The following is a 23,385-nucleotide window of genomic DNA, read 5'->3' on the forward strand; positions in this document are numbered from 1 at the left end:
CGTCTGCTGGTCGGCAGCATGCTGCGCACCTACGCGGTCACTGCAGCCTGTGTGATCGGCGGGTTCGCGGTCGTCGCCCTGGTGGTCACGGCCACCGGTGGCAGCCTGCAAGCTGCGATTTCCGGCTGGGCCCGCGGTGCCTTCGGCACGCCGTACGCGGCCGTCCAAACCGTCGCCTATGCGGTTCCGCTGGTGCTGATCGCGCTCGGCGTGTCGCCGGCGCTGCGAGCGGGAGTGATCGCCGTCGGCGCAGAAGGCCAGATGGTCGCCGGCGGCATCGCCGCCACCGCGACGGTGCTTGCCCTCCCGGGCAATGCCTCGCCCATCCTGGCTGTGCCTGCCGGAATGCTCGCCGGCATGGTGGCCGGCGCAGCATGGTCGATGATCGCTGCCATCCCGCTGCTGCGGTGGCGCGTGAACGAGATTCTCAGCGCCTTGATGGCGAACTACCTGGCCGTGCAGCTGCTCACCTACCTTCTGCGGACTTCGCTGGCGGATCCGGAGGGATACTCCACCCCGCGCAGCGCCGACCTCCCGACAGCGGCACGGATCCCGTTCCTGCCCCTCCCCGGCCGGCTGACGGCCGGAGCCTTTGTCGTCGTCGCGTTGCTGGCGGCCGGGATCTGGTGGCATCGCACACGGGCGGCTCGGATCCTGGATATCTTCGCCGAGGACCGCTGGCTGGCCGCGCGGCTCGGGCTCACCCCCACGAACGCGATCCTGGGCAGCGTCGCCGTATCCGGAGCCGCCGCCGGGCTCGCCGGGTGGATGCAGGTCGCCGGACCGGACGGCCGGCTCACCCCGGGTATCGCCGGCGGGATCGCGTTCACCGGCCTGGTGGTCGCAGTGCTGGGACGCAATCGTCCGGTCCCCATCCTGGTCGCCGGCCTGATCATCGCCTCGCTGACCACCGGCGCCAACGGAATCCAGCTGCTGTCGTCAACGACACCGGCAGCGATCGGAGTTGTCACGCAAGGGGTCCTGCTGGTCACCGTCGCCCTTGCGATCGCGCTGTCCCAGCGGTCCCGCATTCGACGAGGTGCGGCGCATGGCTGAGCTGGTGGTCCTGCTGCTGGGCAGCGCACTCACCGCGGCTGCGCCGCTCATCCTGGCCGGGCTGGGAGAACTGGCGCTGGAACGGTCCGGGGCGGGGTTCAACCTGGGTATCGAGGGCATCCTGCTGTGCGGCGCGCTGGCCGGCGTGCTTGTGGGAGCTGCTGCCGGGCCGTGGGCAGGGGTTGCCGCAGGCCTCGGAGTCGGGCTGCTTTTCGGACTCGGCTACGCGGCCTGTGCAGCGCTGGGCGTCGACGTCGTCCTGATCGGCATCACCATCTCGATCGTCGGGGCCGGCGTGTCCACCTATCTCTTCCAAGTGATCGCACCGGCAGGGCGAACCAACATCAGCTCGCCACTGCTGCCGACGGTTCGCATCCCAGGCTTGTCCGAGCTGCCCGTCCTCGGGCCGCCGTTTCACGCGGTCAGCACCGGGTTCGTCCTCGCGGCCGGAATGGCGGCGCTGACCGCATGGGCTTTGCGCTCGACCCGGTACGGCCTGCGGCTGCGCTCAGCCGCCAACGCGCGAACGGCCGCTGCACAAGGCATTTCGGTCGCACGGCATCGCCTGCTCGCCGCGCTGATCGCCGGCGGACTTGCCGGGGTCGCCGGAGCGGTGCTGGCGATCGCGACGATCGGCACCTTCACCCCGCTGATGAGCGGCGGCCGCGGCTTTCTTGTGCTGGCGGTGGTGATCATCGGACGCCGGACCGCCGGCGGGGTGGTCGCCGGCGCTCTGCTCTTCGCCGGCATGGACGGCCTCGCGGTGCTGGCGGAGACCCGCGACCTGGGGCTGCCGTCGGAGGCATACCACGCGTTGCCGTACTTCGCGGCGCTGGTGGTGCTGTGCGCACACGCCCGGTGGGAGGCGAGACGAGCCGCCAAGATCGAGAAGGCGGTGACCTTGAAAGAATCCGTCCGATGATCGGGCACTCCCCGATGTTCCTGCTACCTGATCCCCACGTGAAAGGCGGTTCCATGACGGGCCCCGGCGACCTCTCCTCTGCCGCGCAGCTGTATGACTCCCTCGGGCAGGACTACGAGGACGCGTTCGGTGAGCAACCGGGAGTGGGGACCGCGCTGGCTGACTTGCTGTCACGGCTGGCGGGCGGAGCGCAGGTTCTCGACCTCGGCGCTGGAACCGGGCGCCCGGTCGCCGCGGCGGTCGCTGCGGCCGGGCATGATGTCACCGGTTACGACGTGTCCGAGACGATGGTGAACCTCGCACGCAGGCATGTTCCGCAGGCTCGCTTCGAAGTGGCCGACATGCGCGCGCTGACCTTCGCAGACGGGAGCTGGGACGTCGTGCTGACGATGTTCTCCATGCTGCAGCTGTCCCAGGCCGACCAGCGCGACATGCTTGGGCGAATCGCGCGGTGGCTGCAGCCGGGTGGGTTCCTCGTCTTCGCGACCGTGCCACACCCGCCCGGCTGCAACGGCCGAATCGGCGAATGGATGGGGCACACGGTGGAGACGTTCAGCTTCCCCGCACCGACGCTGCGGCAGCTCGTCGGCGATGTGGGGCTGCAGGTCGTCCGTGAGGACGTCGTCGAGTTCACTCCAGCCAGCGACCAAGCCGACGTCGAACCGCAGGTGTACTTGACCGCTTGCAAACCTGCGGTCGAGTAAATGAAGACCAGACGGCGTCACTGTCCGGCCTGGGCGGTAATCCTCGCCCAGTCGGCTTCGTAGAATTCGGCCACTCGCCGATCGATCTGCGAGAGCCGATCGATCGCGTCGTCGAACGTCGCGCGCGCGTTCTCGTACTGTTCGAGTTCGGCGAGGACCAGCGCCCGCTCAGCCAGAGCCTCGGCATGACCTTGGAAGTCTTCCCGTCGTCGGAACGCGGTGACCGCCTCGTCGCAGAACCGCAGGGCCGCGTCCAGATCGCCGGCCGTCCGGTACGTACGTGCCAAGGGGACTGCTGCGACGCCCATACCATGGTAGTCATCCTGGGCGCGAAGGATCTCGAACGCGGCTAGCCCGTGCTGGATAGCGAGCTCCAGCCGGCCCAGCTCGCGATAGGCGCTGCCCAGGTGAGTGCGAGCCAGGGTCTCGCCGACCCGGGCCGCGACCGCTTGTGCGACGTGCAGGGCTTGTTCGCACAGCTGCGCACTGCGCTCGTAGTTGCCGCGCTTGAATTCGATATTGCCCTGCTCGATGTAAGCGAACGCCACGAAGCGAGTCAGCGTGCCCCGACACACCTCGATCGCGCGACTGGTCAGCGCGTGAGCGCGGTCGAGGTCCTCCGGGTTCCCACGCCGCAGATAACCTTCGGCCAGTTCCTCAGCCGCCTGGGCGATCCGCAGAGACTCCCCGGATTTCTCCGCCGCGTCGACGGCTACCTCGAAGGACTGGATCCACACCGCCACCGGACGGTGGTGGATGTAGAAGTCGAAGCACTCCACTGGAATCCGCCACGCGGCGAACAGCATGCCGTGCTCCCGGGCGAGCTCGGCGACACCGGTGATGGTCGGCAGTTCCCGCAACGACCAGGCGTATGCCGCCTCGAAGTCCCGGAAGGTCGGCGGAACGACCCCGTCCGGTGGCGGGTCGAGCCGGATGTGGTGTTCAGGTCGTTCAGGGGTGATCGCCCAGGCTGCATGATTCACGGCGTGCAGGTACCAGTGGACCACGCGGTGGATTGCTCCTGCGCGCTCCTCGTTCCATTCCGGCCGCCCGGCCTCTTCGGCGGCGTAGTCGCGCAGCAGATCGTGCAGCCGAAACTGGCGCGCGGGCAGGGCCTGCAGGAGCGATAGCTGAGCCAGTTGGTCCAGCACACGGAACGCGTCGTCGGTGGCGATGCCTGCCAGCGCCGCCACGGATTCGGCGCTGAACTGCACGCCCGGGTGCAGGCCGCACATCCGGAACACCTGTGCCTGGGTGGGACTGAGCTGGTCGTAGGAGTAGCTGTAGGCAGCGCGCACCCCGATCGTCTCGTCGTCGTCGACCTGCAGCTCCAGGGCGCGGTGAGCGAGCATCTCGGTGTGCTGCCCGATCGTCAGGGTGTCGTTGCCGGCGATGCGTTCGGCGGCGATGGTCAGTGCCAACGGCAGGAACGCGCACAGGCTGGCCAGCCGTGCCACAGCCTGAGGCTCGGCCTCCGCGCGTTGGTCTCCGACGAAGTTGCGAATCAGGCTGGCTGCGTCGTTCTTGCTCATCGCTTGCAGCGCGATCGCCTCCGCACCGGAGTTGATCACAAGGCCAGACAGACGGACTCGGCTGGTAACCAGGACCGAGGTTCCGCGGGATCCGGGGAGGACCTCCGCGACCTGGCGGGAGTCGCGGGCGTTGTCGAGCACGATGAGCACCCGGTGGTCGACGTTCGCGCGATGCTCCAGCTGACCGCGCAGCAGTGCCAGCTGCATGTCCGGATGAGCGGGAATGCGGTCGTCGTGGACGCCGAGCCCGCGCAGAAGGCGCTCGAGAGTCTCAGGTGCTTCTGCCGGCTGGCGCCGATCGAATCCGCGCAGGTCGGCGTACAACACGTGATTGAAATCGTCCTGGTGGCTGTTGGCCCACCACCGGGCCAGTGCTGTCTTGCCCACGCCGGGAGGCCCGAACACGAATGCCACGGTGGACCGGTCAGGGTATGCCTCGTCGATCAGCGTGCTGGTCAGGGTCTGCAGCGCCTGCTCACGACCTACGAATTGGGGCGGCTTGGGCGGCAACCCCGCGTACGGCTCCGACCGGGCGAACTCGGCAAGCGTCACCAGCGCACCGCGGGCGCCGAGCACCTCGTCGATCGCCTTGGCTGCTTCGATGGTGGGCGGCAGCTGTCCGAGCTCCATGCGGCTGAGGACGCTGTAGGAGTAGTTGACCAGCTGGCCGAGCGCCCGCAGAGTCATCTTGGGCTTCTGCAGCCTACGGCGCCGTCGCATCGCGGCGCCGAATTGTTCCACGGCGCTGAGCGGTCGCTCGCGCGCCGGCTCCGGGTCGCTCCGATCAGACGAACGCGGCATCACACCCCCTCAAACAGTCCGCACCCGATCGTGCCACAACGGTGATCAACACAGTGCCACCCAGGAAAAACTACCCTGTGTAGCAGCGGGCTACACCTTTCGCGGCGGAGCTGTGCGAGGACAAGCTGTCGTCGGTGTGCCGAGCGGGCGAGGACGGCGAACATCGTCACGGACATGTGCAGCGCGTACTGCTCGGCTCCCACGTGAAGATCATCGAGAAAGGCGTCTCGCTGTTCTGCGGTGATCCGCTCGGCCCGGACCGCAGTGTCGGCCAGCATTCGCACGAAAGACCAGTTGAAGCTCGTCCCATCCTGGTGGAGTGCCTGCGAGCCGACGTCCTCGATCTCCAGCCCGGCCTGAGCCAGGTGACCGCTGATCTTGCGCCCTGCGTACGGGTCCACGGCCGCGTCCAGCGTCGAGCATGCCACCGCTTCGCCAACCACCCGGTCGCCCGGGTACAGGATCGTCGTCCCCGAGTCGGTGTCCAGTACCGCAGCTCGGCCTCCGGGGCGGAGCACCCGGGCTACTTCCCGCGCCACCTTGCTCGAGTCGGCGAGATGCTGGAAGACCCGCTCGCACCACACAACATCGACGCTGCCGTCGTCGAACGGCAATGACAGCGTGTCTCCGTCGATGAACCTGGCGGAGCGCGACCGCTGGACGGCCACGGAACGTAGACCGGGGTTCGGCTCAACTCCGATGGCTTCTCCGGTCGCTTCCGCCAGCCTGTGCGTCTCCGACCCGGTGCCGGCACCGATATCGATGGCCCGTTCACCTGGCCGGACAGCGAGCGCCCGGTGGGCCCACTCGCGTAGGCGCCGGACGCCGTGGTTGCCGGCGTGCCAGTCGAGCATCGCAACGACGTCGTCGACCTTTCCGGCCTCGCGCGAACGCGGCGCGCTCGTTCGGCTACGGATGGCCACCCCACCGTTGTGTTAGTAACCATCACGTCGTAACGTTCACGCATCCGTGCTGGGCTCTGCCGCCGAGCCGGGTCAAGGTTCGCGCTTCCCGAAAGGCCTCCCGTGAGCAGCAAGACCACCCGGTCTGCCCCTGGCTCGACCGACCCCTTCGCCCACGTGCCGGAATTCGCCCTGCGGCTGTTTCGCACCGAACCGGTCGCAAGCACCGTGCGTCGATGGCACGAGCTTCGCATTCCCGGTCCATTCCAGAGCCCGGAACTCATCGTTGCCGCTCACCGCGCACGCGACGCCATGGCGCCGCTTCCCTTCACGGAGGAAGAGGCGCTGGCTCAGCGGGACGAGCGCCGGGAAGCGCTGCTTTCGCCTCACCTTTCAAGCTGCCACGTCGTGCTCTACGAGGAGGCATTGCATCGGGTGGCTGCGTGTCTGGGGCCCGACGTCGCATCGGCCCAGGCTCGCTTTCTCACCGAAGTTGTCGACAGGCGCGCCACCTGGTGCGATGCCAGAACGAGCGTTGCGATCCTGCCCCGCGCCTCGCGACTGCTCTTCGCGCCAGGCGATCTCACGATGCTGACATTCGCGCCCGACGCCAGCGAGCAGGACTTCATCTACAGCGAGTACGAATTCGGCATCGCAGGCGGGGTCGACGCGAACTACGTCACCGACCCTGCGCTGCTGGCCAGCGCCAACGAGACGTGGAAACGGCTGACCGGCTACAGCCTCGATCCGGATAGCACGCGGGAACTGCTGACCAGACTGCCCGGATCGACGGGCTAAGCGGCTTTCATGAGCTCACAGAGCTCCACTGGGACCGGGGCATCCAGGGCGTTTCCCCTGGATGCTGCACCCGAGCGGAGGCGGGCCAAAACGCGGGGCCCCGGGCGTGCCGGCGAGGGAAGGCCCGCGCGCAACGGCGCGTATCTAGGCCACGCCGCGAGCGACCGGCTCGCCCGCGGCTGGGTCCGCCGCGACTGCCTCGACGGCGACCACCGCGGCCACAGCGCGCCGACCGGTTCGAGTTGGCCGAGCAGCACGCGACCGCAACCGTGACCGCGCAGGTTCGCCAACCGGTCTGAGTTCTGGCCGACAACCACTTGCGCGCAGCACAATCTCGGCTATCGGCATTTTCATGGGTTCAGGGAGCTACTTTTAGCTTCGTCACCGTATGAGCTAGTCTGCATGGCGTCGAGCGGTGCCGGAACGGGAGAATCACCCATGAGAGTCGCTGAGATCACGCCTCGTCAGCGCGCGGCAGCACAGCGGCGGGGTTCGTACGTTTTTTACTGTGGAGCGGTAATCGGTGGCCAGGTAGTGATGGCGCTTGCCGGGAACCGTTGGACACACTGGATACTGGCGGCTGCGGCTCTGGTTGGGCTGCTGGCGTTGCTGACAGTCCGACCATTCCCGGCGTTTGCGAACTGCCGGATCTGCCTGGTCGTAGTCCCGGGCGTCATCGTTGGCGCAACGTTCCCACCCACGCTCCATTCTCAGTCCACGCCTTGGCTATGGGTAGTATTCGGCTCTGCAATCCTCGCAGCCATCCTGATCTCTGGAAATCATTTGTCCGCCTGGGACAAGCGTTTGAGCCCGGCCGATTTGGCGCAGTCCCTTCCCCGGTCGATCGATCGCCACGCAGTTGACAATTTGGGCTGCACTGGCCTCCAGCACAACACAACAACGGCGAATCAACCACCTGGGACATGACCTGCAGCGTCGGCGCCCCGGATGCTGGCGGACGGTCCTGCGGGAGTCGCCGCGTCCACGCAGGCCTCCGTCACTCTCTCGGCGATGTCCGTCATGTGCGAGCAGGAGAAGGGGCGGCCGAGCCGCATTCCGGCGGGCAGCTGCTGGGCAGCCCAGAACGCGCGAGCGATCGCCGATCTCCCGATGTCGCAGGTAGACCAGCGGTAACCCGGGCGGTGGTTCAGCGCGGCGAGGACCAGCACCGTCCCGAATCGGCGAAGCCGGTAAGGCGGCTCCACCTCGATCCGGGTGATGACGCCGCGCTGGTCGATGCCGCACAACTGCATGCTCAGGACGGCGACCCGCTGGCCTCGCAGCTCGAGCACGAGGTCCCCGACCGCCGTCGGACGGTGTGGCGGGCGCGCTCGGACGACGAGCTCGGCTCGGTTGCCGGGGTCCTCGCCGAGGAACCGCACGTTGACCTCGAGCCACGTCGCGCGGTCGAGGTGGGCTTCCAGGCACGAGTTGCAGCTGGTGGTGTGCAGGCTGACCGAGTGGTCGAAGCCGGTCGTCTGTCCGCTGATCGCAAGGTTGTGCTTGCGGTTCAAGCAAGTGATGTGCGGACCTGAGGGCCGGACCGGCAAGCCGCTGTCGATGGCGGGACTGTGCCCGCCTCCCTTGAGCGTGATCACGGGTCACGCCGGCGGGTCAGCGGAAATCACGGCTACGGCCGGCGAGTGCGCGCAGGTCCAAGGAGGTGACCTGGTCGGCGATCAGGGACGCGGCGCCCTGCGCGACCTGGGCTCGGCCGCGCACCACCACAGCCGAGCTGGAGCGCAGGACTTGCTGGAACCGGGCCCACGTGGTCGTGTGCACGATGACGTTGGTCATTCCGGTCTCGTCTTCGAGGTTCAGGAACGTAATGCCGCCAGCAGTTGCCGGGCGCTGCCGGTGGGTGATCGCGCCGCCGACCAGCACCCGGGTGCCGTCGACGACGTCGAGCAGCTGTCCCGCTGCCACCAGCGGGACACCCGCCGCGGAGGCGAGGTTCTGCAGGTGATCGCGGACGAACCGCATCGGGTGCAGATCGGGAGTGATGCCGGTGGCCCACAGGTCCGCGGCCGCGACCTCGACGGCCGACATCCCCGGCAGCGCCGGGGCGTCGGTGCCGGTCACCAGGCCGGGCAGGTGCCCGGAGCGGGTCCGGGCCGCGGCTCCGGCGGTCCACAACGCGCTCCGGCGGTCCAGCCCATCATCGAGGCGGGTGAAGCAGCCCGCTGTCGCGAGGGCCTCGGCGACCGGGTGGGCCAGCTGCACCCGCTCGGTCAGCTCGGCGATCCCGGCGTAGGCGCCGTGGGCCTCGCGCTCCGCGACGATCGTCGCCGCCAGGTCGGCGCCGACCTTCCGGATACCGGCCAGCCCGAGCCGCACGGCGACACCGCCCGTCGAGTCCGGCGCCGGTTCGAGCGTGGCGTACGCGAGCGAGAGGTTCAGGTCCGGCTCGCGGGTGATGACGCCATGCCGGCGGGCGTCGGCGACCAGGGACTGCGGGGAGTAGAAGCCCATCGGCTGCGCGCGTAGCAGCCCGGCGCAGAACGCGGCCGGGTAGTAGCGCTTGAACCAGGCGGACGCGTAGACCAGCAGCGCGAAGGACATCGAGTGCGCTTCGGGGAAGCCATAGCCGGCGAAGGCGTGGATCTGCTCGAAGACCCGCATGGCCACGTCCTTCGGTACTTCGTTGGCGGACGCTCCGTCGAAGAACCGCTTGCCGAGTGCGCGCATCTTCGCGTCCGAGCGCTTGGCGCCCATCGCGCGGCGCAGTTGGTCGGCCTCGGCCGCGGTAAATCCCGCGACGTCCCGCGCAAGCTGCATCACCTGCTCCTGGAACAGCGGGACACCGAGCGTGCGGTCCAGCGCCGGCGCGAGGCTCGGGTGGGCGTGCGACCAGGTCTCCTCGTCGTTGCGGCGCCGGATGTAGGGATGCACCGAGCCGCCCTGGATCGGTCCCGGCCGGATCAGCGCCACCTCCACGACCAGGTCGTAGAACTTCCTCGGTTTCAGCCGGGGCAGCGTGCCCAGCTGCGCCCGGGACTCGACCTGGAACAGTCCGATCGCGTCGGCTTCGCAGAGCATGTCGTAGACGGCCGGGTCGGCCAGGTCCAGCTCGCCGAGGTCGACTTTCCGGTCGTGGAACTGGTCGACGAGGTCCAGGCAGTACCGCAGCGCCGAGAGCATTCCCAGCCCGAGCAGGTCGAACTTGGTCAGACCGATTTCGGCGCAGTCGTCCTTGTCCCACTGCAGCACGGTGCGGCCCGGGGCGGTCGCCCACTCGACCGGGACGATCGCCGAGACCGGCCGGTCGGCGATGACCATGCCGCCGGAGTGCACACCGAGGTGGCGCGGGGTGTCTTCCAGTCGGGCGGCCAGCGCGAGGACGTCCTCTGGGATGCCATGCTCGGCATCGCCGGCGGCGTCGGTGACGTGGCGCCACCGGTCTGTCCGCTTGGCGAAGGCGTCCTGTTGACCTGGGCTGTGTCCGAGCGCCTTGGCGGCGTCGCGGATCGCCGAGCGGGCCCGGTAGGTGATGACGTTGGCGACCTGCGCGGCGTGCAGGCGCCCATGCTTCTCGTAGACGTACTGGATGGCCTCCTCACGCCGGGCGGATTCGATATCGACGTCGATGTCCGGTGGCCCATCTCGCTCCGGAGCGAGGAATCGTTCGAACAGCAGCTTCCAGCGCACCGGGTCTGCGTTGCAGATCCCGAGGGCGAAGCAGACCGCGGAGTTGGCGGCCGAGCCGCGGCCTTGGGCGAGGATTCCCCGGCGCCGGCAGAACTCGACGATGTCCCACACCACCAGGAAGTAGCCAGGGAATCCGAGCTGCTCGATGATGCGCAACTCGTGTTCCAGCTGCGCGTACGCCGCCGGTGCCTCCGCCTCGGTCCCGTAGCGGCGGGCAGCGCCCTCGAACGTCAAGTGCCGCAGGTACTGGGCTTCGTTCGCGAACCGCTCCGGCACCGGGAACGGCGGCAATTTCGGTGCGATCAACTCCAGGTCGAACGCGCATTCCACGCCCAGCTGCGTGGCCCGGCCGACCGCGCCTGGCCAGCGGCGGAACCGATGCCTCTGTTCCTCGCCCGAGCGCAGGAACGCCGCGTTCGCGGCCGGCAGCCAGCCCTCCAGCTCCTCGATCGAGCGCCGTGCGCGAATCGCCGCCACTGCGCCGGCGCGGCGGCCGTCGGTCGGCGCGGCGTAGTGGACGTTGTTGCTGGCGACGGTCGGCAAGCCGAGCTCGCGCGCCATCGCGGCCAGGGTGTCGTTGTAGGTCGAGTCCATCGGGTCGCCGTGATCGATCAGCTCGACGGCGACGTCGTTGCCGAACCGGTCGACCAGGCGGGCGAGCTCGTCGGCGGCAGCGGCCGGGCCGCGCTCGGCGAGTGCGCGCCGGACGGCGCCCTTGCGGCACCCGGTCAGGACCTGCACGTGCCCGCGCAGCCCGTCGACGACTTCGTCCAGGTTGTAGATCGGCCGACCCTTCTTCCCGGCCAGCTGGGCGTGGGAGATCGCCTCGCAGAGCCGGCCGTAGCCCTCGATGCTGCGGGCCAGCACCAGCAGGTGCGTCCCGACCGGGTCTGGCACCCCGTTCTGGGCGTCGGGTAGGTCCAGCGACAGTTCCGCGCCGTAGCCCACGCGGACTCCGAGTGCGCGTGCGGCCGTGGCGAAGCGGACCGCGCCGTACATGCCGTCGTGGTCGGTCAGCATGAGCGCGTCCAGCTCCAGCCGCGCGGCCTCTTCGACCAGTTCTTCGGGGGAGGAGACGCCGTCGAGCCAGCTGAAGTAGGAGTGGCAGTGCAGCTCGGCATACGGCGCCCGGATCCGCTCGCCGCCGTCATCGCGGCCGCGGCCGCGGGCGGCGCTGAGGTCGGCCGGTGGCAGGTAGCCGTCGCGTTTGCGTGACCACGCCGGCGAGTCCCCGCCGTCACCCGCTGCCGCTGCGGCGCGGCCGGAGGCGATCCTCTCCAGCTCCGGCCATGGCGTTCCGGCCCCACCGTTGAATACAGACACACGTCACCCCGCGCTACCTGGGCACCGCGGGGAAGACGGGCCGAACGATCCACGCTACTCGAACATCCGTGCGAGCGCGTTGCTATCATGGCCGCGACCAGCAACAAATGCAAATTCAGGTTCGCTCGACGCGGCCAAACGAGTTACACAGGGAGGTCACGCGATGCCGGACACCACCGACCTGGTCAACCAAGCAGTCGAGCGGATCTGCGCCGCCGCCGACGCCGACGGGTTCACCGCCAGTGCGGCCATCGACGTCGTGCGGGCGTTGCACGCCGTCCGGACGGGCAAAGGCACCGGTGACGTGAACCTCACCGGGGACCGCCGGCGGCTGGCTCATGTCGTCGGTTCGGCAATGCACGACCATCGCTTCGATCCCGACCAGCTGCGCCAGGAGGTTATCGCCAAGCTCGCGCCGAATCAGGCTGCCATCCGCTGAGCGAAGCCGAGATCATGCGGTGAGACCGAGCCAGTCCGCATAGGAAACGAGATCCGGGTTGGAGCGGCGGTGCAGGCTGACCAAGACCGCCGTGGTCTCCCGGACCATCGGGTGGTGCCGGGTCTGCTGCGGCGCGATTCGCTTGGCCTGTTTCAGCTCGGCCAGGGCGCCGGATCGGTCGCCGTGGATCAGGCGGGCGCGGGCGAGGTCGATGTGGTGGTGACCGCGTCGGGTACGCGGCATGTGCCGGGACGGGCGCCAGTGCTGCGCGGCGGCGATCGCTGCGGCTCCGTCGCCCAGTTCCACGTGGGCGGCGACTTCGTGGGTGGCGGTGTTGGCGTGGCCGAAGGTCAGGCCGTAGCGCACCTGGTCGGCGCCGGGAAGCCGTCCTGCCAGCTCGCGGGCGGCAGCCAGGTGTTCCCGAGCGAGGTCGGCGTCGCCGGCGCGTGAGGCCAACGTGACCGACCGCAGATGCAGTGAGCCGCACACCACCAACGCGCCCATTGCGGGCTTGCGGCCCTGGAGTTCGTCGTCGAGTTCGGCCCGTGCGGTGGCCATCAGCCGCAGGCCGTGGGCGTAGTCTCCGGCTGACTGGAAGGACTGTGCTCGTGCCCATTGCGCCAGTCCGCCAGCAAGGGGGTCGCTGGTGCGTTCGGCGGCGTAGGCGAGTTTGTGCTCGATGCTCTCGGCCAGGTCTGGGTAGCCCAGCCGGTAGGTGAGTGTGTGAGCGGCGTGGTAGGCCGCGAGCAGCAAGGTGTTTGCCTGCTCGATGTCGCCGGGTCGGCCGTGGTGCCCGGCGGCGATCAGCTCGGGCAGCAGGGCCGGCAGCCGGGCGGCGAGCCGGCCGTAGCTCGCGGCCGACCGCAGCCGCACGAGGGTCTGCACGTCGGCGGCCAGGGCCTCCAGTGGGCGCGGTGGGACGTCATCGGGCAGGTCGTAGCAGCGCAGTACGGTCCGCAGTGCCTCGACGTCGCGGTGGATACGCTCGTCGTGGTGGGTCTCGGAGTAGGGCTGGCCGTGCAGGCGCTCGACCGGGACCCGCAGGATGCGGGCGGCCGCAGCCAGGAGGGCGTGGCTGGCTGCGCGGTCGCCGACCTCGACTTTGGACAGCAGGCTCAGCGATACGTGAGCGCGCGCGGCCAGCTGGCGTTGGGTCAGGCCGCTGCCCTTACGCAGTACGGCGATGGCTTGGCCGGCGGACAACGGCAGGTGTTCGCACACGGTCGCTCCTTTCATCCGAGCCTCCAGAGTAGGGCCGAGGGGGCATGCCGCGGCAGTTCTTTCACCGGGCGGCGCACGTTGCGGTGTGCAAGCCGTGTGCAACTTCGCCGATGTCAGCCGTGGTGCTCTTTCGGGGTACGGATTCGTTGCATACCAAGGGAAGGACACGTCTGATGGCAACATCGACGACGATGCCGGATGCCGCGGCGGTGGGCGACCGGGCCGCGGAAATTCTGCGGGCGATGCAGAACCACGCCGGCTACGAGCGGCTGACCAGCAGCTCGATGAAGTACAGCTCCTGCTGGGCCACGTTCACCGGCTACCCGCTGGTGAGCGAGTGGGACCTCGACCGCGACGCCGCGCCGCTGCTCGAGGAGGCCCTGCGGGTGCTCGCATTGAAAGCCGCTGTGTTCGAGCTGACAGACGGCGACGAGGCTGCGGCCGAACTGCTGGTGCCGGCGCCGGTCGACGAGATGATCCACGCCGTGCTCGCGCAGTTCACCGTGATGACCGGGATGCAACGGGACCTGGGGCTGGCCTTCCCGCACGCCACAGAGCTGGAGCGCTTCGACTACAGCCGCGGCTGCGTCACCGACACCTACTACGCCGCCGCCCGGTGGGGCGAGCAGCCGCTGCGGTACTGGCTGGACTCGGCCGAGGTCGACCGCCGCCTGGCGATCCTCAACGAGCACTACCAGGGCGCGGGGTTCGACCCGAACGGCCGCAGCCACGGCCACACCTTCGACGCGACGGCGCCCACCGCGGCCTGAGGGATTCAATCGCGGTGGGCGAGCTCGTAGCTCAGCACCCGGCGCAGGGCCGTTGTGACTGCGTCGGGTGCGAACCGCTGCCCTGCCGCGTGCTCGGCCGCGCCGACCGCGTCGAACAGCTCGTCGGACGGGGCGACCCGCAGCACCGCGACCAGCCAGCCTTCCAGGTCGGTCTCGTCCTCGGGCATCACCAGGGCTGCCGCGCTCGGCGCTGGCCGCTCCTCGTCGTCGGTGAGCACCGGCTGGTCGCCGGAGAGGTACTGGCCGGGCGCCATGCCGATACGAAACGGGTGCACGCACACCCCGGCTTTGGTGCGGACGTCCACCCGCCAACCGATCGACCGGTCGAGCCGGTAATCGGGGCCGGGGCCGTCAACGACGTTGAACTGCCCAGGGCCGAGCCCGCACCGTGCAGGGCACACCACGCAGGCGTCCTCGCCCCACCCGTCCGGCTGGTCATCCACCCGCTCAAGGATACCGGGAGGAATCCGACATGACAGTGCTGACGCCACCACGTCCCCCGATCGTCGACCTTGCCCTGGCCGACGCCCGCCGTTGGTGCGCGGGTCAGGTCATCGACGATCGCCCGGCGCTCGCCCACGCAGCCCGGGTCGCCGTGATCCTCGGCGAGCACGTCGCCGCACCAGCCCCGGAACTGATCGTGGCGGTACTGCTGCACGACAGCCCGGAGTTCGCGCCCCGCGACCTCGACCTCGACTCGGTGCTCGTCGGCCGCTATGGATCCGAGGTGACGCGCATCGTGCGGGCCCTGGAGACCGAACATCAGGCCCTCGACACCGACCACCCGGTCATCTCGGTGGACGACCTGCCGGTGCTGCTGGCCAGCACTGCCGACAAGATCGTCGCGTTGACGTCGCTGACGCGCCGGGCCGAGAAGTCCGGCGACTCCTCGGCCTTCTTCGCCGCTCGGCCTGCGTTGGTCAGCCTGCTTGCGCACTTCGCGGCATTCGCGGATGCGGGCGCCGGTCGCGTGCCGGCGAGCATGACTCGGCAGCTCAGGCACGTTCTGGACATCCTGGTCGAGGCCGCGCGCGGGGAATGCTGATGGACGGCTTCGTGCGCGGTCGCCAGCGTCTGGCCGTGCTGGGCGCTCTCGGTGAGACGGACGTGGTCGCCAGCGACCCCGTCCGGATCTGGCGGCTTTCCGGTGTGGAACGGCTGCACCGCAGCAATGGGTCGACCGTGGTGTTCAAGTACGCGACGGAGCCGTTCCTCAACGAACACGTCGTGCTCGCCGATCTCGCTCGCCAGGGTGTTCCGGTGCCCGCGCTGCGGGCGGCCGTCGTTGTCGACGGAATGCTCGGCATGCTTCTGGAAGACTTGGGTGACCCGGTCCGCGAGGCAACCGAGCACGACGCCGCGGTGGCGGCGGTCAGCTTGCACGACGCCGCGGTGCCCGCAGGGTTGGACCGGCTCGGCGAGCGGGAACTGGCCGCGCTGCCGGGTCGAACCCTCGATCTCCTGGACCAGTTGCGGGCCGCGGGCCGGTACGGAAGCGCCGACGACCTACGCCACCAGCTCGTCGCGCTTGACCCGGTCGCGGCCGACCGCGCCCGCGGTGCCGAATGCCCTCCGTTCGGGATGTGCCACGGCGAGCTGCACTCCAGCGCCTTGCACATCGGCACCGGCGGCTGGCGGCTTCTCGACTTCGCCATGGCCGTGCACGGACCTGGGCTACTCGACCTCGCCGCTTGGGCCGGTCTGCGGCCACCTGCCGACCCGATCCACACCCGGACGTACATCGAGCGGTACGTGCTCGCCGGCGGACACCCCGACGCGATGGCCGACCGAGGCGGCCTGCCCGCAGAGCAGTGGGTGCTGGGCTGGCATCGGGTCCAGGCCGCACACTGGCTGCTCGAATGCGCGGCGATCGGGATCGACGCGGCCGACACCGACGACGGGCACCTCACCGCTCTTCGTCGTCAACTCACCGGCGCCTGCGAGCTGCTCGGTGCCCTGGGCGGCAGCCGATAGCCGGTCAAGACCGCGGACACGCCGCACCGATCCGGTCAGCCGGCAGGCCGTCGACGGCGATGCGCTCAACCATGGTGACCGCGGCGTCGCCCTGCTCGGCCACGACCCACTCCGCCTGGGGGCCCGCCAACGGGCTGCGCTTGATCACAGCACCGGCGAGCCGGACCCGGCACGTCCCTCGAAACGGCTCCTCCGGAGGCAGACGGCTTCCTGTCGCACCAGCTCACTGCGCCGCATCCGCGATTCCGAGACGACGCCGATCAGGCATGCGCGCTCCGTGGCACGGGCCGCTGCGTGTCCAGATGCATGCCGGAGAAGCCCCTGCGGTTCAACCGCCTTCGATTGACGGTCACACGCGTCGCGGTGGTCTACTAGGACTGCGCCGCGGCAAACTGAGATGTCTGTGCGTGCAGTGTCCAGGTAGGATCGCGGGTTCCTCCGTCCATCCCGCGAAAGGTGGGGCATGGCGCAAAAAATCGTCGTGGAGCTCGTCGATGACCTCGACGGTAGCCAGGCCAACCAGACCGTGAAATTCGGTCTGGATGGCGTGATTTTCGAGATTGACCTGAACGACGAGCACGCCGAGGACCTTCGCACCGCGCTAGCTCGCTACGTTGCAGCTGGTCGCCGCACCCGCGGCGCCGGAGCTTCACGCCCTGCAAGATCCTCCTCTGGCGGCGGGTCAGCGGCGCCTGTGAGCACCGACCGGGAACGCAACCGCGAAATCCGAGCCTGGGCACGAACGAACGGCTTCGAGGTCGCGCCACGTGGCCGGATTCCGAAGACGGTGCTCGAGGCGTACGACGCCAAGGACCAGCCGGCGGCGGCTGTGACGCCGACGCCCGCTTCGCCTGTACGGAAGCCCCCCGCCCCAACCCGTGCTCGTGCACCACGGAAAACGACGACAGCGGCCACGCGTCGCCGCCAGCCAGGGAGGAAGCCCGCTGCAGCCCGCCGTTCCGGTTGAGCAGCAGACGACCTCGTGATTCACGAGCCGACTGAACTTCCCGTGGAACGACCGGCGCCCAGGGCTGGCCAGCAGGTCGGGCGGCAGATGTGGTGGAGGCGTCGCAGTGGGTTCACTGACCTGCTGCGAGTCGTCGCCGTCCCGCTGCGTTTCTCGCTTCGCGGTTTCGTTCTTATCCATGCCGTTGATGAAGCCGTCGCTAATTCGTCCGATCGCCACCTCTCCGGTTTCTGTTAGCCGCCTCCAAGGCTGAGGCGGTGTCAAGCGAAAGTCTCGTACAAGTTACGGATTTCTTCATCTCGGACCAGGCGCTCACGCGATCGCGCCTCGCAGGTCCCGTGCGAGAGTCCGCACGATAAAAACCAGAACTGCGAAGATCGCAGCGAGCACCAGTAGAGTCCTACCACGACAACGTGTCACTTTCTCCCTTTCTTGTTTATCTGCAACGAGCCACACTGGCATGTGGTGTACTCCTCCGCCAACGCAACTACTGGACCGCCGTTGGTTCGCCTGAAGGTGGCCGGGCCGAGGTCATCCGAGACTTAACAACGACGACTGAGGAAGCTCGATATGAGCGCGCGGCTGTCATCGGGGTTGAGACAGAAGTGCCACTGCAGGTGTGCGAATTGCTCGACGTAGACCGGGGTATCCTTCGGGTCGTGGTGGCGTACGAGGGTGTCGCCAATGTTGGGCATGAACAAGGACCACTCGTCGTCGTAACTGACGAGCGCGAAGCTACACGACGGGATACAGGCAGCGGCCGGGTGTTCGAGGGGCAACACTGGAGTTTCCGGATTGTCCTGCCGACATATTCTTAGGGGCAAGACGTGAACGGAGATGTTGGACTGCTGGCTTATGTTGATCAAATGGGTCAGCTGGTCAGCGAATGCGGCGTATGGGATGGGCGCGTGAATCGCTCGCTCCAGCGCGCCTTGGTCGATGACGATGGTCAGCAGGGGGCCGTCCGGCCGTAGGAGTGTTTGTCGCGTGGCCAGAGTGTCCAAGTGTGCTTGTTGCTGGTTGTCCGTCGCGTGCTGAAAGCGCGCTAGCGTCGCGATGGCATAGGCAGGACGCACGAGGAGGTCGGGGATCGTCGCGAACTGTAGGTAGCAGATCTGGTCGGCGGCCTGCTCGTGTTCGTAGAATTCACGGGTATTCGCAGTCATCGTGTCGTGATACTTGCCGTCGAACGGGCCGGTACGGCGGCGGCCGGCGCGGGCTGAGGCCACAACTTGCGCGATGATGTCCGGGTCGCAGATGCCGCATGCTCGCAGAAAAGCTTCGGCGTCGGTGCTGGAGATCCCGACGTGGCCGACCTCGATTCGAAGTACCTTGGACTCCGACCAGTCGAGTCGGGCGCCGAGTTCTTCCCGAGTGAGGCGTGCGGCGTCGCGGCAGCGGCGCAAGGTCTTGCGTACGCGCAGGCGGTGCGCGAACGGGGTTGTGGGCGCAGTGCCGGCGAGGAGACCGTGGTGCGGGCTGGCTTGATTGAGGTAGTGCAGCGCGCTCACCCAAGACGCTCCTGTATGGCTTGTACCTCGGCGCGGCAGGCGTCGGCACGGGATCCGGACTCTCCTGCCAAGAGTTCCAGCAGATCGGTGCACGCTGCATCAGCGGCTTCGGCGTTGCCGGCCTGCTGCAGGGCGCGTGCCACGACCAGCTTGGCGTCGACCAGATGGCGGGTCGATCCGGCAGCTTCGAAGTAGCCATCGGTGCGCTGGATGGTGTCGAGGGCGCGACCCGGGTACCCGGCGGCGAGGTATGCCGTGGCGAGGTAGGTCAGCGAGCGTGCGCGCCCGGCAGGGTCGTCCGCGGCTTCCATGTCGGTGACCGACCGCTGCAAAAGTTGTACGGCCAGGACGGGGTGATCCAGGGCGAGGTGAGCCTGACCGAGTCTGCGGAGCCGAAGTGCGATGCTGCGCTGATCGCCGCACTGCCGGTCCAGCGCGAGCGCCGCTTCGAGGTCGGGGATCGCGTCTTCGGTGTGCCCGGCCTCGGTGAGGGCGCGGGCCCTGGTGGACAGCGTCATAGCCTGCGCCCAGGAGTCGTCAGTGTCTTGCGCGAGATCGACCGCTTTGTTGGCGGCGGTGATCGCGTCGTCGTGTTCTTCGAGCGAAGTCAGGGCGAACGCGGTGCGCGCGGTCATGACCGCGTCAAGGGCATCGCTGACGTCCAAGCTGGTAGTGCCGAGACCTTGGCTGACGACGATGTCCTCGAGGTGATAGCCGGTCCGTAAGGGATCCCAGACCGCCTCGGCGATTTCGACGAGGAGGTCGTCCATGCGGAGCTCGGCGGCGGCGTTGAGCGCCGCCATGATGTTTCGGCGTTCGCAGCTGAACCACTCCTGTGCGTGGGCCGCCGAGGTGTGCAGGTGGCGGGCGGCCCGCCGCTCGGTGAAGACGCGGGTGTAGCGGCGGGCCGAAGGCTTGATCGTGTCGGCGGCGCCGGCGGTCCGGTCGACGTACCAGGTGATCAGCTTGCGTCGCTGTTCGTCCCGGAGCGCCGAGCCGTCGACCTCGCCCCGCAGCCGCCTGGCGTGCTGGCGGACACTGATGTCCAGCGCATAGCGGCCCGGGCCGGTCTCTGTGACCAGATGCGCGTGAAATAGGCGGTGCATCGCGTCTTCGACCACGTTGAACGGCTGGTCGAGCACGACGGCAACCGCATCGACGGTAAAGTCGTGACCGGGGTGGTCAGACAGCAGCCGGTAGAGCTGCTGGGCCCGCTGGGGCAAGTTGTCGTAGGCCAGGTTCAACAAATCTCCAAGGCACGGGCCGCCAACGGTGAGAGTTTCGGCGGGACGGCGGGCGAGGATGGCCTCGAGGTCAACCGGAGTGGTGTGCTGGTGCATCGCGAGGAACGCTGCGGCCACGCACAGCGTCTGAGGATGTCCTGCGCAGTACTCCGCGATCCGGCGGAGCACGGACTTGGAGGCAGGCGGCCGAGTGCGCGGCTGGTAGGCGGACAGCAAGGTCGCGCTGTCGTCAAGGGGCAGTTCGGCCACAGCGTAGAGGCCGAAACCGTCGATGACGAGTTCGCCGAGCCGCAGGGTGCTGGTGGCCACGACGGTGCTGAAGTCCCCGCTCGGTGTCAGGGCGCGGACGTCTTCGGCGCTGGTGGCGTTGTCGATCAGCACCACGGCCGGCACATTCTGGATGGACCGCCGGAACGCGGCGCTGCGTTGGGCCAGGCCGGGCGGGATGTGCTCGGGAGCGACGCCGAGCACCCGGAGCCACTCCGCGAGGACCTCATGAACAGTGACCGGATGAGCACCTCCCGGCTGGAGTGCGGCGACCAAGCGCACGCGGCCCCGGGGTGCGTCGGGGCCGGCGAACCACGTCGCGGCGAGAGCGGTCTTGCCGCTGCCGGGCAGACCGTGCAGGAGGACGCGCGTCGGCCCCGGCGCACGGGCTTGTGCTCCCAACGCAACGAGGATGTCGGTGCGGTTCACCCAGATGGCGGGCGCAATCAGCGAGAAGCCGGCCGACGGGGTGGTCGATTCATGAGCCAACTGATTGGCCTCCCTGCGCGGCTCGCTGGCTGGCGAATGCGTTGATCCGCTCACTCGGGCAGCCTCATCAGAGGGTGGCTCAGAAGGTCAGTCGCGCGCGCCGAATAGATGGCGAACCGCGTGATCAGAACGTCCCGGCGGGCATCATCGACCTGTACGAGCTCTTTTTCTGTGTCCTCGAATGCTACGACTTCGCCGGCGACGGAAAACACCGAGAAGGTGGTCCCCTCGCCGTAGTAGAATCCGTCTAGGACAGCGATTGGCAATCGCCCGGAAGAGTGAAGCTTCCGTGCCCGCTCGCGCTGCTTCGCCATGATCGCGTCCGAGCCGGCCGGTCGCCGCAGGACCGACGCATCCACGATGATGGAGGTTTTCGGACCGCCGTCGATGTAGGCAGCGCGACGCATCGCGCGGGCCGCAATGGCGCCTTGGATTTCTTCAGCGGTGAAGCTGTCGTCGTACGAGCGCAAGACAGCCTCCGCATAGTCGGGATGCTGCACGGGGACGGGAAACGCCGAGGCGCTGAAAAACTGCGCGCTCTCTGCTCGGGCCTCGGCTTCGAACAACGCGACGAGTGCCGCCGGAAAGATTTTCCGGTAAGCGTTCCACCAGTCACCGGAGGCCTCGGACGTGGCGTGGTCGTTCGTCATGGCGATCCTTTCGTCAGATTTCGCTACAAGGTAGGTTTGCTAGGGCTTTCAAGCTCGGCGGGAAGCGGCTGGTTTCGGACAGGTCAGCACGCTGTCGGCGGATCCTGGGGCCGGAGGGCAATGACAGACCCGGCGGCCTGCGTGGGTAGTGGTCCTTCGGGGGCATCGAGATCTGGAGCGCCGTCACCGAAGTACTCGCCGTAGCGCTGGCCGCCACGGGACAGGCTGATCAAGCAGTGGTCGCTCGGGTGCAGTAGCGCCAAAGCCGTGCGGTGGCCGATCCAGCTGGTCTTGACGATGTCGTCTTGCTTGATCGTGATGGACAGCTCGCCGGCGCGGTAGACGCCGCAGTCGAACAGGAAGTTGAGGCAACCCTGCTCATCCGCCCCCGGCGGCACCGTCCACGTGGTGATCATCAGTTCGTTCAACGTCAGATTCAGATCCAGTTGCGCCCATAGCTCGCGACGGCAGATGTCTGCTGGGCCGTGGCTGGAGAGACTCCTACCTCCCGGGAAGCGCCAGTCGTCGCCGTCGCGAGGTTTGACCAGCAACCACTGTCCCTCGGTGTCGGAGACGAGACAGCGAGCGTCGAACGGTACATTTTGCGGCGCTGGGTTGTCGAGCGGAATCATGGTTGCTCCTTGATAGGCCAGTCGTGGTCACCGGCCGGGGTTGATCGGAAAGGGCTGATCGGTCTTGCCGGCGGGCCCTTCGGCCACAGGCCGACGAAGGTTTTGGCGTCATCGATCCACCGCGGAACGTCCTTGACAGAGACACCGATTCGGGTGGCGATTTCAGAGGGTGACATCCCTTGGCGATCGCCATTCCAGGAAGTCAGAATCTGGGCGTTCCATCGGATAGCGTGAGCCCCTTTCAGGGCGATGTCGCTGAGTAGGCTGAGCTCGGACTCCTCTCCTGGACCGCAGAGTTCATGTGCGTAGTGGTCTGTTTGCGAGAAGACGCGGTCCGAGACTCGAAGCATCAACGAGATCAACAGTTGGAAGAGTGTCACGCCCTCGGTTTCCCCGCTTGTGATGAAGCTTGTCAACGGGGACACGAGTGCACGGGTGGGACTCGGACAACACGAGATCGCGCGCCCGAAGTGAAGCAGCGCTCCGGCGAACCGCCACAGACAGTCGACGAACTCCGGCGACTCGATGGTGTAGCCGGTAACCGCGGCAGCATCCAAGATCGCCATGCTGCGCTCCAGAAGCATCTCCAGCGCGCCGAGGACATCCCACGCAGTGGGGAGTTGAGGCGGTGCAGCGAACGCGGTGGCGAGACACTGCGAGGTAGGTCTATTGCGGGTGGACACGTACTTCTCTTCCTTGCGAGTCAGGGGAGGACGGTGGGCTCGGCCCTGTTCTGCGGCGGGGCTACATCGCCGTTTCACGCCAGCGGCTGGTCCGGGCGCCGGCCGGACGGCGGCCGGACCACTGAGCGGGTGCGCCGGTGCTCACAGTTTCGCCTTCGCGGCCCGCGGACCGCAGCGTGTCGGTCGGGGAAGCCGTGACGTCGTCACCAGCCGAGCAGTAGAGCTGCGAAGGCAGCGAGCCCGGCCAGCACGTCGGCGGGAATCAGCTGTCCGGTGCGAACGTTGCGACGATGCTTGGCGTGGGCGACCGAGGCGACAAACTGGGCTTCGGCGGCCATGACCGCGAGCCGTCTGCGCGCGCGATCGAGGAAATACTGAGTGAGTTTCTCGGGCTCAACCGCCAGGATCGCCACCCAGCCAGTGTTGGCCTCGGTGATTTCGTGCCGCGGCGGCATGGTTGGGCGGATCGTGCCGACGCCCGACACGAACGTCGCCACGGTGAGCAGAATGAATAGCCCTCCGAGGATCCAGGCCAAGACGTGAGGTGTGCGTATCAGTGCGATGGTCAACGCCACGGCGCCACCGCCGAGGAGTCCGAGCGCAGCGACGAGCCCGTTCGCCACCTTGCTGGCGTGGAAAGTCTGCTCGTAGGCGAGGTTGGCGTCCCGCTCGGCGAGCTGCACCGCGATGTCGTACAGCACATCGTCGGTGAACTGCACGTTGGGGACCACGTTCGTAAGGCTGTCGACGGCCGTTTCGGCGATTCGATCGCCTGCGTCTGGCATCGTGTCGTCCTTCGAGGGGTCGTGTAGCTGCCGAACGGGCTACTGA

21 protein-coding genes are annotated in these 23,385 nt (G+C 68.1%); 9 read left to right on the forward strand and 12 right to left on the reverse strand.

Features of this window, described 5'->3' with window-relative positions; all coding sequences use genetic code 11:
- The first annotated feature begins 18 nt into the window (after positions 1–18).
- Genes ACLJOU_RS24980 through ACLJOU_RS24990 form a run of 3 tightly spaced genes read left to right on the forward strand, consistent with a single transcriptional unit; the run spans position 19 to position 2,682 of the window.
- Entirely contained in the window at positions 19–1,056 is a 1,038-nt protein-coding gene (locus tag ACLJOU_RS24980) for an ABC transporter permease (RefSeq protein ID WP_410570402.1), read from the forward strand.
- Positions 1,049–1,978, forward strand: a complete 930-nt coding sequence (locus ACLJOU_RS24985; RefSeq protein ID WP_410570403.1) for an ABC transporter permease — start codon at positions 1,049–1,051, stop codon at positions 1,976–1,978. The genes ACLJOU_RS24980 and ACLJOU_RS24985 overlap by 8 nt, the downstream gene beginning before the upstream one ends.
- The gene (locus ACLJOU_RS24990; protein WP_410570405.1) at positions 1,975–2,682 is read left to right on the forward strand and encodes a class I SAM-dependent methyltransferase; all 708 of its coding nucleotides are present in this window, start codon (positions 1,975–1,977) and stop codon (positions 2,680–2,682) included. Before ACLJOU_RS24985 ends, ACLJOU_RS24990 begins: the two co-directional genes overlap by 4 nt.
- Positions 2,683–2,699: 17 nt before the next feature.
- Here the strand turns inward: ACLJOU_RS24990 and ACLJOU_RS24995 are convergent, their stop codons facing one another.
- A complete protein-coding gene (locus ACLJOU_RS24995) occupies positions 2,700–5,015 on the reverse strand; it encodes an NB-ARC domain-containing protein (protein ID WP_410570406.1) in 2,316 nt (771 codons plus the stop codon).
- The gene (locus ACLJOU_RS25000) at positions 5,015–5,938 is read right to left on the reverse strand and encodes a methyltransferase domain-containing protein (protein WP_410570407.1); all 924 of its coding nucleotides are present in this window, start codon (positions 5,936–5,938) and stop codon (positions 5,015–5,017) included. Before ACLJOU_RS25000 ends, ACLJOU_RS24995 begins: the two co-directional genes overlap by 1 nt.
- A 102-nt stretch (positions 5,939–6,040) precedes the next feature.
- Between ACLJOU_RS25000 and ACLJOU_RS25005 the strand changes: the two genes are divergently transcribed.
- Complete coding sequence (locus tag ACLJOU_RS25005; protein WP_410570409.1) at positions 6,041–6,715, forward strand: Scr1 family TA system antitoxin-like transcriptional regulator; 675 nt, start codon at positions 6,041–6,043, stop codon at positions 6,713–6,715.
- Positions 6,716–7,623: 908 nt separating this feature from the next.
- On the opposite strand, the gene ACLJOU_RS25010 is transcribed toward ACLJOU_RS25005, so the two are convergent.
- Positions 7,624–8,229: a hypothetical protein gene (locus ACLJOU_RS25010; protein ID WP_410570410.1), complete on the reverse strand. Its 606-nt coding sequence runs from the start codon at positions 8,227–8,229 to the stop codon at positions 7,624–7,626.
- Positions 8,230–8,329: 100 nt separating this feature from the next.
- Positions 8,330–11,686 (reverse strand): error-prone DNA polymerase, encoded by a 3,357-nt coding sequence (locus ACLJOU_RS25015; RefSeq protein ID WP_410570412.1) that lies wholly within the window; start codon positions 11,684–11,686, stop codon positions 8,330–8,332.
- Between the two features lie 163 nt (positions 11,687–11,849).
- Here ACLJOU_RS25015 and ACLJOU_RS25020 point away from each other — a divergent pair, with 163 nt between their 5' ends.
- Positions 11,850–12,125 carry a hypothetical protein gene (locus tag ACLJOU_RS25020; protein WP_410570413.1) on the forward strand — a complete coding sequence of 92 codons (276 nt, stop codon included), beginning with the start codon at positions 11,850–11,852 and terminating at the stop codon, positions 12,123–12,125.
- A gap of 12 nt (positions 12,126–12,137) precedes the next feature.
- Here the strand turns inward: ACLJOU_RS25020 and ACLJOU_RS25025 are convergent, their stop codons facing one another.
- Positions 12,138–13,346: a helix-turn-helix domain-containing protein gene (locus ACLJOU_RS25025; RefSeq protein ID WP_410570414.1), complete on the reverse strand. Its 1,209-nt coding sequence runs from the start codon at positions 13,344–13,346 to the stop codon at positions 12,138–12,140.
- A gap of 173 nt (positions 13,347–13,519) precedes the next feature.
- On the opposite strand from ACLJOU_RS25025, the gene ACLJOU_RS25030 reads away from it, so the two are divergent.
- Positions 13,520–14,116, forward strand: coding sequence for a hypothetical protein (locus ACLJOU_RS25030; RefSeq protein ID WP_410570416.1), 597 nt, complete (start codon positions 13,520–13,522; stop codon positions 14,114–14,116).
- Positions 14,117–14,121: 5 nt separating this feature from the next.
- Here ACLJOU_RS25030 and ACLJOU_RS25035 read toward each other — a convergent pair whose 3' ends face one another.
- Positions 14,122–14,580 (reverse strand): hypothetical protein, encoded by a 459-nt coding sequence (locus ACLJOU_RS25035; protein WP_410570418.1) that lies wholly within the window; start codon positions 14,578–14,580, stop codon positions 14,122–14,124.
- A 29-nt stretch (positions 14,581–14,609) separates the two neighbouring features.
- On the opposite strand from ACLJOU_RS25035, the gene ACLJOU_RS25040 reads away from it, so the two are divergent.
- From ACLJOU_RS25040 to ACLJOU_RS25050, 3 genes are all read left to right on the forward strand, one after another.
- Positions 14,610–15,182, forward strand: coding sequence for a hypothetical protein (locus tag ACLJOU_RS25040; RefSeq protein ID WP_410570419.1), 573 nt, complete (start codon positions 14,610–14,612; stop codon positions 15,180–15,182).
- The gene (locus tag ACLJOU_RS25045; protein WP_410570421.1) at positions 15,182–16,111 is read left to right on the forward strand and encodes a hypothetical protein; all 930 of its coding nucleotides are present in this window, start codon (positions 15,182–15,184) and stop codon (positions 16,109–16,111) included. Before ACLJOU_RS25040 ends, ACLJOU_RS25045 begins: the two co-directional genes overlap by 1 nt.
- A 463-nt stretch (positions 16,112–16,574) precedes the next feature.
- Positions 16,575–17,078: a histone-like nucleoid-structuring protein Lsr2 gene (locus ACLJOU_RS25050; protein WP_410570422.1), complete on the forward strand. Its 504-nt coding sequence runs from the start codon at positions 16,575–16,577 to the stop codon at positions 17,076–17,078.
- A 542-nt stretch (positions 17,079–17,620) separates the two neighbouring features.
- Here ACLJOU_RS25050 and ACLJOU_RS25055 read toward each other — a convergent pair.
- From ACLJOU_RS25055 to ACLJOU_RS25080, 6 genes are all read right to left on the reverse strand, one after another.
- Positions 17,621–18,589: a Scr1 family TA system antitoxin-like transcriptional regulator gene (locus ACLJOU_RS25055; RefSeq protein WP_410570423.1), complete on the reverse strand. Its 969-nt coding sequence runs from the start codon at positions 18,587–18,589 to the stop codon at positions 17,621–17,623.
- Complete coding sequence (locus ACLJOU_RS25060) at positions 18,586–20,643, reverse strand: hypothetical protein (RefSeq protein ID WP_410570425.1); 2,058 nt, start codon at positions 20,641–20,643, stop codon at positions 18,586–18,588. The genes ACLJOU_RS25055 and ACLJOU_RS25060 overlap by 4 nt, the downstream gene beginning before the upstream one ends.
- On the reverse strand, positions 20,640–21,239 hold the full coding sequence (locus tag ACLJOU_RS25065) for a Scr1 family TA system antitoxin-like transcriptional regulator (protein WP_410570427.1): 600 nt from the start codon (positions 21,237–21,239) through the stop codon (positions 20,640–20,642). Before ACLJOU_RS25065 ends, ACLJOU_RS25060 begins: the two co-directional genes overlap by 4 nt.
- An 83-nt stretch (positions 21,240–21,322) precedes the next feature.
- The gene (locus ACLJOU_RS25070; protein ID WP_410570428.1) at positions 21,323–21,871 is read right to left on the reverse strand and encodes a hypothetical protein; all 549 of its coding nucleotides are present in this window, start codon (positions 21,869–21,871) and stop codon (positions 21,323–21,325) included.
- Positions 21,868–22,554 (reverse strand): hypothetical protein, encoded by a 687-nt coding sequence (locus ACLJOU_RS25075; protein WP_410570430.1) that lies wholly within the window; start codon positions 22,552–22,554, stop codon positions 21,868–21,870. The genes ACLJOU_RS25070 and ACLJOU_RS25075 overlap by 4 nt, the downstream gene beginning before the upstream one ends.
- Positions 22,555–22,757: 203 nt before the next feature.
- Complete coding sequence (locus ACLJOU_RS25080) at positions 22,758–23,339, reverse strand: hypothetical protein (protein WP_410570431.1); 582 nt, start codon at positions 23,337–23,339, stop codon at positions 22,758–22,760.
- Between the last annotated feature and the right edge of the window lie 46 nt (positions 23,340–23,385).

It is taken from the genome of Amycolatopsis sp. cmx-4-61 (assembly GCF_046548775.1).
Classification (GTDB): domain Bacteria; phylum Actinomycetota; class Actinomycetes; order Mycobacteriales; family Pseudonocardiaceae; genus Amycolatopsis.